This window comes from Nocardia thraciensis, from assembly GCF_054782435.1.
Window position 1 is genome coordinate 1 of sequence record NZ_BAAGSM010000051.1, and the last position, 13226, is coordinate 13226.

A 13226-nucleotide genomic window follows, 5' to 3' on the forward strand; every position below is an offset into this window, starting at 1 on the left:
CCGGATTGCCCTCGACCTTCCAGCCCGCCTTGGCCACCCAGCCGAGATGGGTTTCCAGGATCTGGCCGATGTTCATACGACGCGGCACACCATGGGTGTTCAAAATAATGTCCACCGGCGTGCCGTCGGGCATGAACGGCATGTCCTCCTTCGGCAGGATCTTCCCGATCACACCCTTGTTACCGTGCCGACCGGCGAGCTTGTCACCATCCTGGATCTTGCGCTTCTGCGCCACATACACACGCACCAACTCGTTCACACCCGGCGGCAGATCATCGTCGTCCTCGCGGGAGAACACGCGGATACCGATGACCTTGCCCGACTCACCGTGCGGCACCTTCAACGACGTATCACGCACCTCGCGCGCCTTCTCACCGAAGATCGCGCGCAGCAGCCGCTCCTCCGGGGTCAGCTCGGTCTCACCCTTCGGAGTGACCTTGCCGACCAGGATGTCACCGTCGCGGACCTCCGCACCGATACGCACAATGCCCCGCTCGTCGAGGTCGGCGAGGACCTCGTCGGAGACGTTCGGGATATCCCGGGTGATCTCCTCGGCACCGAGCTTCGTATCGCGAGCATCGATCTCGTGCTCCTCGATATGGATCGAGGTGAGGACATCCTCCTCCACGAGACGCTGCGACAGAATGATCGCGTCCTCGTAGTTGTGGCCCTCCCACGGCATCACCGCGACGAGGAGGTTCTTACCGAGGGCCATCTCACCGTTGTCGGTGGACGGACCATCGGCCAACACCTGACCGACCTCGACCCGCTGCCCCTCGTCCACGATCGGACGCTGGTTGGCGCAGGTGCCCTGATTGGAACGCGAGAACTTACGCATCCGATAAGACTTACGAGTACCATCATCGTGCATCACAGTGATGTAGTCAGCCGAAACCTCCTCCACCACACCAGCTTTCTCGTTCACGACCATATCGCCCGCGTCCACGGCGGCGCGCAGCTCCATGCCCGTGCCGACCAGCGGCGACTCCGCGCGGATCAGCGGCACCGCCTGCTTCTGCATATTCGCACCCATGAGCGCGCGGTTGGCATCATCGTGCTCGAGGAACGGGATCATGGCCGTCGCCGCCGACACCATCTGGCGCGGCGAGACGTCCATGTAGTCGACCTCGTTCGGGAAGACGAACTCCATCTCCTCGTTGCCGCGGCGAGCCAGCACGCGTTCATCGATGAAGTTGCCGTCGTCGTCGATCGGCGAGTTCGCCTGGGCGCGGACGTGGCGGTCTTCCTCGTCGGCGGTCAGGTAGACAACCTCGTCGGTGACCCGGCCGTTCGCGACCTTGCGGTACGGCGTCTCGATGAAGCCGAACGGGTTGACCCGCGCGAACACCGACAGCGTGCCGATCAGGCCGATGTTCGGGCCTTCCGGCGTCTCGATCGGGCACATGCGGCCGTAGTGCGACGGGTGCACGTCGCGGACCTCCAGGCCCGCGCGCTCACGCGACAGACCACCCGGGCCCAGCGCCGACAGGCGGCGCTTGTGGGTCAGGCCCGACAGCGGGTTGTTCTGGTCCAGGAACTGCGACAGCTGCGAGGTGCCGAAGAACTCCTTGATCGCGGCCACGACGGGACGGATGTTGATCAGGGTCTGCGGCGTGATGGCCTCGACGTCCTGGGTCGTCATGCGCTCGCGCACGACGCGCTCCATGCGGGACAGGCCGACCCGGATCTGGTTCTGGATCAGCTCGCCGACGGTGCGCAGGCGACGGTTGCCGAAGTGGTCGATATCGTCCACCTCGACCCCGACCTCGACGCCGCCCGGAGCCGTCATGACCCGGTCGCCCTGGTGCAGGCGCACCAGGTACTCGATGGTCGCGACGATGTCCTCGCGGGTCAGCACCGAACCGGTGACCGGCTCGCCGGCATTCAGCCCCAGCTTCTTGTTGACCTTGTAGCGGCCGACGCGGGCCAGGTCGTAGCGCTTCTCCTTGAAGAACAGGTTCTCCAGCAGGGTCTGCGCCGACTCCTTCGTCGGCGGCTCGCCCGGACGCAGCTTGCGGTAGATGTCGAGCAGCGCCTCGTCCTGCCCGGCGGTGTTGTCCTTCTCCAGGGTGGACATCATGATCTCGGAGAAGCCGAAGCGCTCGGCGATCTCCTCGGTCGTCATGCCCAGCGCCTTCAGCAGCACGGTGACCGGCTGACGGCGCTTGCGGTCGATGCGCACACCCACGGTGTCGCGCTTGTCGACGTCGAACTCCAGCCACGCGCCCCGGCTCGGGATCACGCGGACGCTGTGCAGCAGCTTCTCCGTGCCCTTGTCGATGGACTCGTCGAAGTACACACCGGGCGAGCGGACCAGCTGCGAGACCACGACGCGCTCGGTGCCGTTGATGATGAACGTGCCCTTGTCGGTCATCATCGGGAAATCGCCCATGAAGACCGTCTGAGACTTGATCTCACCGGTGTTGTTGTTGATGAACTCCGCGGTCACGAACAACGGCGCCGCGTAGGTCATGTCCTTGTCCTTGCACTCCTCGATGGAGGCCTTGACCTCTTCGAAGCGCGGGTCGGAGAAGGACAGAGACATCGAACCCGAGAAATCCTCGATCGGCGAGAGCTCCTCGAGCACCTCCTCGAGGCCACCGACGGGGGTGACGTCGCCGCGGGCACCGGCCCGTTCCCGCCAATCCGGTGCGCCGACCAGCCAATCGAACGATTCGGTTTGTAGATCGAGAAGATCCGGAACCTCCAAGGGTTCGCGGATCTTCGCGAAAGACACCCGCTTCGGGGCTCCGGGGATACCGGCCTTGGTCTGGGTGGAGACTGCCAAGATGCGTCCTTCCAGCACCTCACGCGGGCCGCTGTAGTGCCTGTACGTACGAGGCACCACAACGACCGTCGCTTGTCTTTGCTACGAATTCCGCTGGTCGCGCCCCGAACGAAACCCGAACAGCAAAAGACGGAAGTAACACCAGGACGGTGGAACTCTCGTTGTGCGATCGAGGTATGGACAGGAGGCAGCCAGCGCAACGTCCAAAACTACACCCCTACAGAGGGGGTGTCAAAGTACCATCCGAACCGCGTTTCGGACGGCTGGCGCGCCGGACCCGTTTCCCGCTGGCTGCGTTCGGGCCTTCGGCGGCGAATCCACCCGGGCCCCAAGCCCTGTGACAGCTGCCGCTGTTGTGAATAGCGTGACGGGTCGGACGAAACTCGTCAAGTGTGCACGGGGGCAAATCCGCTGCTGGCCCCGCCGCGAGATCGCCTGCAGCCCTGGTTAATCACCCACTGAGCTGTAGCGATTGCCAGTCGTTTGCTCAGCGGTCGGAGATTTCGGCGGCCAGCCAGGCGCCGTTGACCTTCTCCATGTGCAGCACGATCGGACCCGACGCGCTTTCCTGTGGAACGTTGTTCTTGGTGGAGCTCACGGTCAGGTTGACCAGCAACTCGGCGCGATCCTCGGTGAGCAACGTCACACCGATCGGGTCGGCGGTCGCCTGTGCGGTCGACTGCGCCTGCTGCACGGCCGAGACGGTGGTGTCGGCGAATTTGTCGAAATCGGTGAGCATCTTGCCGGTGACGACCTTGTGCACGGCGTCCTTGTATCCGCCGATGCTCTTCGCGTCGTAGGAGTAGACCGTCTTCAGCGCGTGGTCCGCCGCGGCCGACACCTCCTGGGTCGCCCCGGTGTCCACGAACGCCTCGTTGCCGTCGGCCACGCCGGGCCGGAACGCCGCGATCGCCGCGAAGGCGGTGAGCACCGCGGCGGCCACCAGCATGCCGAGCGCGAGGCCCCACGACGAGCGATTCCGGCCAAAAGCATGCCGGAAAAAAGTAGTGGCGGACCCGCCCGAAGAAGTGTCGGCGGCGGACCGGGACGACGTACCAACAGCAGACCGGGACGACCTACCAGCAGCGGACCCGGACGACGTACCAGCAGCGGACCGGGGCGAGGAACCAGCGGCCGACCGGGGCGAGGAACCAGCGGCCGACCGGGGCGAGGAACCAGCGGCCGACCGGGGCGAGGAACCAGCGGCCGACCGGGGCGAGGAACCAGCGGCCGACCGGGGCGAGGGACCGGCGGCCGACCGAGAGGGCGTATCGGCGGCAGGCAGGGACGAGGTCGCGGCGGACCGGGATGTGGTCCCACTCGTCCGCGCCCCCGGGCGAGCGGTGGTGGAGCGCTTGCGGGCCGGGCGCTCGGCGGGCTCGGACGATTTCGGAGTGCCCTCCGAGGGCTTCATCCGCGGCGAGATCTTGTTGACGGGGCGGCGCGAGTTCATGGCGAATACCTCCTACGATCCGGGCTGGCCCTGCGGCGCGTCACCGGCGGGAGGCGCGGGGGTGTCTCCGGGGGCGGGCTGACCTGGGCCGGACTGTCCGGGAGCGCCCGCGAGATCGGGCGCGTTCAGCGGGACCATCTGACCCAGCGAATTCGCCTGCTCGGTCTTCCAGGTGTCGCCCGCCTCGGCCATGTCCAGCGTCCAGGTGGCCCGGAACGACTGCGCCGGGACGTTCGGCGCGGTCTGGGTCAGCTGCAGCACCACGATCGCGGTGGCCTTGTCGCGTTCGCTGTTGAGCGAGCTCAGCGAGGCGCCGACGACCTTGGCCTCGATCTTGGTCTTGGAGTTCTCGGCGGCCTGCTTGATGCGGTCGCGGTTCTGGTCGAGCTGGGTGAGCATATCGCCGGTCATCGATGACTTCATCAGATCGATCGAGCCGTCGACATTGTCGGGATTCATCGACGACAGGTTGATCGCGGCCTGCCGCGCCGAGTCCAGCGCGGTGTCGCGGGCATCGGCGCGGGGGCCGTCGGTGAACCAGGCCGCGCGCGCCCAGCCGATGCCGAACCAGGCGGTGGCGACCACGGCGACAACCAGCCACACGGCAGCTACCGCGGTGGCCACCGTGCGCAGCGTCGTGGACGGTGCGGCATCGGCCGAGCGCCCGGCCTTCGCCGGCGCGGCTTCGGCGGAAGGCTCCGCCGCGGCTTGCGACGACTCGTCGGTCAGGTCAGAACTCACAGCGACACCCTAGCGTCGTAATTTTCCCAGGCTCATCCGCCCGGGTCGGAGCTGTACCCCCGTCACCGCTTCGGAGTCACCCCGATGAGGGGAGCCAGCTGGGCGGCGACCGGGTTCAGGTTCAGCTTGTCGGGGTCGGTCTTGGGCGTGGCATCCCATGGCTGCGGGATGCTCGGATCGGCCAGGTCGGCGCGTTCGCCGCCGCGCACGGCGGTCGGATTCCCGAACGGCACAGCGCATTTCGCATCCGTATTGAACGGGAAATCGTCGCGGTTGTCGTCGAAGTTCGGGTTCTGCGCCTTCATCTCCTCGAGAATCCGCTGGGTGCCCTCGTAGCCGACGGTGCAGGCGGGCGGATTGTTGGTCTCGAGCACCAGCCCGAAGTGGCTGGTGCTGTCGCCGGGCGCGGTGGCCGAGCCGCCGATCGACAGCAGCGGCAGCATCTGCACCAGCGGCGCCAGCGCGTAGTACTTCGGCGAGACCGCCAGCAGCAGCGACCGCAGGTTGCTCAGATCCTTGGTCAGCGGCTCGGCGGTCTGCGTCAGCAGGTCCCCGATCGATCTGCCCGCGTCGGCGCCCGTGCCGATCAGGCGGCGGATGTCGGGATCGTTGGCGCGCAGCTGCAGCGACAGCTTGTCCAGGCCGTCGCTGAAGCGGCGGATCGACGGCGACTGCTCCGCCTGGGTGCCGAGCACGGTCTGCGCGTCGCGGATCAGGTCGACGGTCTGCGGCAGCGCCTCCACGCCGGTCTGGCTGAACTTGTTCAGCGAGTCGACCAGGATGCGCAGGTTGTCGCCCTGGCCGTCGAAGGCCTTGCCCAGCTCGGTGACGGTGGTGGACAGCGCCTGCAGGTCGGTGGTGCCGGCGAAGCTGTTGACGCTGGCCAGCAGGTCCTCCACGCGGATCGGCACCTCGGCGCCGTCGATCACCGAACCGTCCTTCAGGTACGGGCCGCCGGAGGTGGTGGGCACCAGGTCGACGTACTGCTCGCCGATGGCGGATCGGTTGGCCACCACGGCCTTCGCGGTCTGCGGCACCTTGGGCTTGCCCGAGTCCATCTCCAGGTTGACGACCACGCCGTCGGGGGTGATGTCCTGCGTGCCGACGCGCCCGACCGGCACACCGCGATAGGTGACCTCGGCGCCCTTGGACAGGTTGCCGGTCTCCTTCATCGTCACCCGCACCTGGTACTGGCCGATGCCGAGCATGTGGTCGAGCTTGACGTACTTCGCGCCGACGAAGACGACGCCGAGCACCGCGATCAGCCCGAAGGCGATCAGCTGGTAGCGCACCAACTTACTCATCGCGGCTTCACTCCCAACTGCTCCAGGATCGAGCCGATCGGATCACCCGGGCGACCCGTGGCCGGGGCGACCACGGTGGGCGGCAGCGGCAGCAGCGAGACCGTCGGCCAGCCCGGTCGCGGTCCGTTGCCGTTGTAGTACGGGTTGCTCGGGTTCACCGGCACCGGCGGCCCGTACTTCGGCGGGATGTACACCGGATCGGGCTTGCCCACACCGAGATTCGACAGCGTGGTGCCGATCTGCAGGTCCACCGACAGCCAGGTGTTGACCGAGCCGCCGATCGCGGAATGGATCGCCTCGTCCGGGAACGGGTAGGTCGGGATGAGCGGGAAGGCGGTCACCAGATCCGGCGCCGCGCGGCCCAGCTCCTGCAGCGTCGGCTGCAGGGCCCGCAGGTCGCGGATGAGATTGTCCTTGGACTTGTCGAGCACGTCGAACCCGGCCTGGCCGACCCGGTCCAGCTGTTGCAGCAATCCGATCAGCTGCGGGCGCTGCTCGTCGAGCACCTTGATGCCCGCGGGCAGTTCGTCGAGGATCTTGCCGATCTGCTCGGTCTGCTGGCCGACCCGGGTCGACAGCGTGCCGAGACTGTCCAGCGCCCGCTGGATGTCGTCGACCTGCTGGTTCAATCCGTCGATGAGGGTGTTGGCCTGCTCCAGCAGCGAGCGCGCCTTGTCCTCGCGGCCGCCGAGCGCCTTGTTCAGTTCCACCACGATCGGCTGCAATTGCGCGACACCGCCGCCGTTGAGCAGCAGCGACAGCGCGCCGAGCACCTGCTCGACCTCGGTGGCGTGGCGCGTCCGGTCCACCGGGATGACCGATCCGTCCTTCAGCTTCGAGGTCTCCGGATCCTGCCTGGGCGCGGACAGTTCCACGAACTTCTCGCCCAGCAGATTCGACTGCTTCACCTCGGCGTGCGCGTTGGCGGGCAGCTGTACCGACGAATTGACCAGGGTGCGCACGCTCGCGGTCCAGCCGTCGGGCGCCATCTCGATCTTGTCGACCCGGCCCACGGCGACGCCGTCCACCTTCACCGCCGACTGCGGCACCAGGTCCAGCACGTCGTCGAAGTGCACGTCGATGTGCATCGGATGCGCACCGATATCCGCGCCGCCGGGCAGCGGGACGCTGTAGATGCCGTCGGAGGAGCAGGAAGTCACGAGCGCGGCGGAGAGGCCGATGATCGTTGCGGCGACGAATCCACGTGCGGTGCTACGCGTTCCGCGGCGCGACGTATACACACTGTCATTCCGGCGTGCTTTTGGCCGGAATCCGCTGCGAGATCCCGGCAAAAAGCACGCCGGGATGACGGACGAGGCCCTCATCGCTGCCCACCTTATGGACGAGGCCCTCATCGCTGCCCACCTTCCTGCTGCGACGGCGGCTGCTGATCCGACGGCGTGCCCGGAACGGTGCCCGGGACGGGGGCGCGCTGTTGGTTCTCGCCGCTGAGGATGCCGAACGGCAGGATCAGCGAGGGCGTCACCACGCCCTCTTTCACCTGATCCGTGATCGTCTTGCACTGATCCAGGATCGGGCGGAGCTGGCGGCTGATCGCGTCGAATTTCGGGTCCCCGGGCCGCAATTGACCGAGGTCGAGCATCTTGCAGACGACGCCGAACGGGTTCTGCAGATCGGTGAAATTGGCGCGCATGTCCAGCGTGCCGGACTCGCCGTTGTGCACGTTGATCAGGTTGCTCAGCGCCAGCGGCAGTACGGGCAGCAGGTTCGCGACGTCTTGGCGCTGATCGGCCAGGGTCTGGGTGAGCGTCGTGAGCGCCTCGGCGTTCTGCGCCACCAGCTCTCGGTTGTCATCGATGAACCGGGCCACGTCGCCGAGCCCGATCGACAGCAGGTTCAGCGCCTGGCCCAGATTCTGGCGCTCGTCGGCGAGGAAGCCCGCCAGATCCGCCAGCTGCGCGTTGAATTGCCGCACCTGCTGATCGTTCTCGGCGAGCGTGCGCACGAAGACCTGCAGGTTCTTGATGGTGTCGAAGATGTCGCCGCGCGCGTCGGACAGGTAGCGCGCCGCATGCGACAGCTGCGCCAGGCTGTTCTGCAACGCCTCGCCGTTGCCCGCGAAGTTGGCCGCACCCGTGCGCACCAGCTCGTTCAGGGCGCCGTCCTTGTTGGCGCCGTTGGGGCCCAACGCATCCGAGAGCTGAGTGATCGACTTGTACAGCCGATCGACCTCGACCGGAGTCGCGGTGCGCTCCTTCGGGATGGTCGCGGTGCGGGGCATCTTCGGCCCGCCCTTGTACACCGGGGTGAGCTGGATGTAGCGGTCCGACACCACCGACGGCGTGATCTGGGCGGCCTTCGCATCGGCCGGAATGTCGTACTCGCGACCCACCGACATGGTGACCTTGACCTGGTCACCGACCGGTTCGACGGAATCCACCTTGCCCACCGGCACACCGATGACGCGCACGTCCGAGCCCTGGTAGATGCCGATCGACTTGTCGAAGTACGCGGTGATCTTGGTGGTGTTGAAGTTGTCGAACAACCACCACAGCACACCGGCCAGCACGACCACCACGGCCATGCCACCGGCCACGAGCATCTTGGTGCCGCGCCCGGACTTCCGGAACGCATTCATCCCCATCAGTTGCCTCCCAGGTTCCGGATCGGCGGGCGATCGCCCGGGATCTCCGGCAGCGCGGGCGGCATCAGATTGACGATCACCGCGTCGAACCAGCGGCCGGTGCCCAGCACGTTGGCGTACAGCCCGTAGAACGGTGCCGCGAGCGTCAGCGTCTTGGAGATGTTCTGCTGGTTGTCGTTCAGCATGTCGATGGACGTCTTCAGGTTCGTCAGCGCCGGGCCGATCTGCTCCTCGTTGTCGTGGACCAGCGCGGTCAGCTCGGCGGCCACGGTCTTGGCGCCCGTCAGCAGCTGCGAGATCGCCTGCTGGCGCACGTTCAGCTCGGCCAGCAGCTGCCCGCCGCTGGCGAGCAGCCGCTCGAATTCGGCATTGCGGTCGGCGAGCACCTTGGTGGTCTTGTTGGTCGCCGCGAACAGCTTCTTCAGCTCCTCGTCGCGCTTGGCCAGGGTCTCCGAGAGCCTGCCGATGCCGTCGATGGAGCCGCGGATCTCCGGCGGCGTTCCGGAGAACGCCTCCGACAGCACCCGCATGCTGGTGGCCAGCTGGGCGGTGTCGGTCTGCTCGATATCCGCGGCGACGTCGCTGAACGCCTCCACCACGTCGTAGGGAGAGACGGTGCGCGACAACGGAATCGGCTTACCCGGATCGGCGGGGCCGCTGCCCTTGGGATCGAGCGCCAGGTACTTCTGGCCGAGCAGCGTCTTGATCTGGATCGACGCGGTGGTCGCATCCCCGACCCAGGCGTCCTTGGTGCGGAAATCCACCACGGCCTTGTCGCCGTCGAGATACACGTCCGACACCGTGCCGACCTTGACGCCCGCGATGCGGACCTCGTTGCCCTTCTTCAGCCCGGCGGCCTCGGAGAACTCCGCGGAGTAGTGGGTTCCGGCGCCGATGATCGGCAGCCGGTCCAGGAAGAACACCGATACGGTGATCAGCAGCACCAGGAACAGGCCCAGCCCGCCCATGAACGCCGGGCTGCGCGTACCCATCAGTTGACGGTCGTCCATCAGCGGCCACCCTTCCCGTGACAACGCGGGGCCGGGTTGGTGTACATCGGCTGGTTCACCGTCGGCAGGTCCGCGATGGCGGGCGGGATGTTCAGCTGCGGCGCGTCCTTGGTGCCCGGTCCGGCGACGATGTCGATGCCGCACAGATAGAACTGGAACCACGAGCCGTAGCTGGCGGCGCGGCCCAGCTTCTCCATCTTGATCGGCAGATTCGTCAGCGCCTCGTTCACCTCGGGGGAACGGTCGTTGAGAGTGCCGGTGAGCTGGTTCAAACCGGCGATCGAGCCCTGCAGCGTCGGGCGGACGGGCACCAGCAGGTCGGCCGTGGCCGAGGCCAGGTCACCCAGCGACTGCACCGCGGACCCGATGGTGCCGCGCTCGGCGTTGAGGCCGGTGATCAGCGCCTCGGTGTTGACGATCAGCTCGTTGAGCTGGCCGTCGCGCGAATTGACCGAGTCCAGCACGGCATTGAGGTTCTTCACGATCTCACCGATCACCGCATCCTTGTCGGCGATCTTGTTGGTCAGACCGGCGGTGTTGGACACCAGCTCCTTGATGGTCCCCGACTCGCCCTGGAACACCTGGATGATCTCGTAGGACAGTTTGTTCACGTCGTCGGCGGTGAGCGTCTGGAACAGCGGACGGAATCCGTTGAACAGCGTGGTCAGGTTCAGCGCCGGCGTGGTGCGGTCGAGCGGGATGGTGCCGCCCTTGTTCAGCTTCCGGCCCTGCTGTCCGGTCCCCTGCTCCAGCGCGATGTAGCGCTGGCCGACCAGGTTCCGGTAGCGGATGGTGGCGGTGGTGGAGGCCGGGAGCCAATCCCGGTCGGTCAGCTCGAATTTCACCTCGGCCTGGTTGCGATCGATCACCGCCACCTTGGTCACCTTGCCGACCCGGACGCCCGCGATGCGCACCTCGTCGCCCGGGTTCAGCGACGTCACATCGGTGAACCGGGCCTTGAACGCGGTGCCGCCGCCGGAGTAGTTGGCGATGGTGAGGCCCAACACCGCGGTCGCGAGCAGCGTCACCACGATGAAGATGACGAGTTTGGTCAGCGGGCCGCCGAGGCCGCGTAAACGGCCGCTCATTTCACGCTCACCTCACTTCCACGCATGGCCGGGGCGCCGATCCGGGTTACCCAGCTCGGTACCTGATCTGGCGAAACACCGTTGGCCGCACCATAGATCGCGCCCAGCGTCTGCTGTTCCGCCGGGGAGCCCACCGATGTCGCGGGCTGCGCGCCGTACACCGAGAACTGGGCGGGCGGCAGCTGTCCGATGTTCGGGTCGCCCGGATTGCGGGTCGGCGGCTGATAGGAGCCGTCGTTGGCGGAACCGGTCGGATACTGCCCGGAATCCACACCGGTCGGGAACTCGGGGAAGCACACCGGCGGACGCTGGTCGAACCAGCGCGGCTCGTCCTGATTGGGCAGATACCTGCCGCGGGTGTTGGTCAGCAGGATCGACACCCGCGAACCTGGCATATCCGTGTCCTTGCCGAAGATCTGGTCGATGCGCGGCTTGAGCTGAGCGAAGTTCTTCATCGTGCAGGGGAAGGTGGGCGAATAGGTGCCCAGCAGTTCCAGCGCGGTGCGCGAGTCCGCGGCGACATCGATGATGTTGTCGTGGTTGGCGATCAGGAAGTCGGCCGTCTGCGCCGAGGTGGGCGTCAGCACCGAGTACAGCGTGTCGAGCTGCGACCGCTTCTGCACGATCGTGGCATTGAGCGTGCGCAGATTGTCGAAGGTGTCGACCAGTTGCGGCAGCGCGTCCGAATAGGTGTCGGCCACGGTCGCGAACTGGCGGATGTCCTCCTGCAGCGTCGGCAGCACGCCGTTCAGATCGCGGAAGACGGTGTCCAGCCGGTCGATGGTGTGGCCGAGTTCCTCGCCCTGCCCGCCCAGCGCCTGCGACAGCGCGCCGAGGGTCGAGGCCAGGTACTGCGGCGGAATCGCCTGCAGCAGCGGCAGCACCTTGTCCAGCAACTGACTGACCTCCACGGCATTGCCGCTGGCGTCCTGCTGCAGGGTCATACCTGCCCGCAGCGGCTGTCCGCTCGGCTGTTCGGGCCACACCAGTTCGACGTAGCGCTCACCGAACAGCGTCTTCGGCAGCAGCCGCGCGGTCACATTGGACGGGATCTCCTCGGCCTTGTCCGGGCTCAGCGCCAGGTGCAGCGTCACCTTGCCGCCGGTGGACTCGCTGGAGCGGACCTCACCCACGGTGACGCCGCGAACCTTCACATCCGCGTTGCGCGTCAACGCGTTTCCGACGGTGTCGGTGATCAGGTCGACCTTCGTCGTCTTCACCCACACCTTGTTGTAGGCCGCGATGGTGGTCGCCAGGAACACCGCCATCACCACGAAGAACAGCACGCCGAGCGTCCGCACGCGCAACTTCTCCGTGGAGCGCCAGAACTGCACCCCGTTCATGCTGCGCCTCCCGGGGCTGACCGGAAGCCCTCCGTGGTCACGCAAGCTGCCGCCTCCGGGCCTCGACCGATCATCCCGCCACCCGCACCGTCGTGGTCGTTCCCCAAATCGCAAGGCTGAGGAAGAAGTCCAAGATATTGATCAGCACGATCGACGCGCGCACCGCGCGCCCCACCGCCACGCCGACCCCGGCCGGGCCGCCGGTGGCGGTGAACCCGTAGTAGCAGTGGATCAGGATGATCACGAACGCGAAGACCAGCACCTTGAGGAACGAATACAACACGTCCTCGGGTGGCAGGAACAAACTGAAATAGTGGTCGTAGGACCCCGTCGATTGCCCGTTGAACCACACACTGATCTGCCGTGATGCCAGGAACGTGCCCAGCAGGCCGACGATGTAGAGCGGGATCACCGCGGTGAACCCCGCGATCACGCGCGTGGTCACCAGGAACGGCACGCCCGGCACCGCCATCACCTCGAGCGCGTCGATCTCCTCCGAGATCCGCATCGCACCCAACTGGGCGGTGAAACCGCAGCCCACCGTCGCCGACAGCGCCAGCGCCGCCACCAGCGGGGCCAGCTCGCGGGTGTTGATGTAGCCGGTGAGGAAGCCGGTCAGCACACCGCTGCCCAGCGCGTCGAGGGCTTTGAAGCCCTGCAGGCCGACGACCACACCCACCGAGGCCGACATCATGACGACCACGCCGATGGTGCCGCCGATCACCGCCAGGGCGCCGGAACCGAAGGTGACCTCGGCCAGCAGCCGCATGACCTCCTTGCGGTAGTGCACCGCGGTGCGCGGGATCCACGCGATCGCCTTGGAGTAGAACGACATCTGGTCGCCCGCGCGATCGATGACGTTTACCGGGGCACGCATGGCCCTGCCGACCCGGC

At 66.8% G+C, this 13226-nt stretch carries 10 protein-coding genes; all 10 read right to left on the reverse strand.

The genetic code is table 11. The features are described from left to right. The coding region (gene rpoB / locus ACYVLQ_RS30705; protein WP_460701216.1) for a DNA-directed RNA polymerase subunit beta at positions 1 to 2806 on the reverse strand (2806 nt) is incomplete at its 3' end. Positions 2807 to 3275: 469 nt separating this feature from the next. Then, positions 3276 to 3737: a hypothetical protein gene (locus ACYVLQ_RS30710; RefSeq protein WP_460701037.1), complete on the reverse strand. Its 462-nt coding sequence runs from the start codon at positions 3735 to 3737 to the stop codon at positions 3276 to 3278. A gap of 516 nt (positions 3738 to 4253) precedes the next feature. Continuing rightward, positions 4254 to 4982, reverse strand: a complete 729-nt coding sequence (locus ACYVLQ_RS30715; RefSeq protein ID WP_460701038.1) for a hypothetical protein — start codon at positions 4980 to 4982, stop codon at positions 4254 to 4256. Between the two features lie 62 nt (positions 4983 to 5044). Then, positions 5045 to 6286, reverse strand: coding sequence for an MCE family protein (locus ACYVLQ_RS30720; protein ID WP_460701039.1), 1242 nt, complete (start codon positions 6284 to 6286; stop codon positions 5045 to 5047). Next, the gene (locus tag ACYVLQ_RS30725; RefSeq protein ID WP_460701217.1) at positions 6283 to 7470 is read right to left on the reverse strand and encodes an MCE family protein; all 1188 of its coding nucleotides are present in this window, start codon (positions 7468 to 7470) and stop codon (positions 6283 to 6285) included. Before ACYVLQ_RS30725 ends, ACYVLQ_RS30720 begins: the two co-directional genes overlap by 4 nt. 167 nt (positions 7471 to 7637) lie before the next feature. Next, positions 7638 to 8885, reverse strand: a complete 1248-nt coding sequence (locus ACYVLQ_RS30730) for an MCE family protein (protein WP_460701218.1) — start codon at positions 8883 to 8885, stop codon at positions 7638 to 7640. 5 nt (positions 8886 to 8890) lie between these two features. Beyond that, on the reverse strand, positions 8891 to 9901 hold the full coding sequence (locus tag ACYVLQ_RS30735) for an MCE family protein (protein WP_460701040.1): 1011 nt from the start codon (positions 9899 to 9901) through the stop codon (positions 8891 to 8893). After that, positions 9901 to 10989 (reverse strand): MCE family protein, encoded by a 1089-nt coding sequence (locus tag ACYVLQ_RS30740; protein ID WP_460701041.1) that lies wholly within the window; start codon positions 10987 to 10989, stop codon positions 9901 to 9903. The genes ACYVLQ_RS30735 and ACYVLQ_RS30740 overlap by 1 nt, the downstream gene beginning before the upstream one ends. Beyond that, positions 10986 to 12332: an MCE family protein gene (locus tag ACYVLQ_RS30745; protein WP_460701042.1), complete on the reverse strand. Its 1347-nt coding sequence runs from the start codon at positions 12330 to 12332 to the stop codon at positions 10986 to 10988. The genes ACYVLQ_RS30740 and ACYVLQ_RS30745 overlap by 4 nt, the downstream gene beginning before the upstream one ends. Before the next feature lie 70 nt (positions 12333 to 12402). After that, positions 12403 to 13209 (reverse strand): MlaE family ABC transporter permease, encoded by an 807-nt coding sequence (locus ACYVLQ_RS30750; protein ID WP_373864080.1) that lies wholly within the window; start codon positions 13207 to 13209, stop codon positions 12403 to 12405. Between the last annotated feature and the right edge of the window lie 17 nt (positions 13210 to 13226).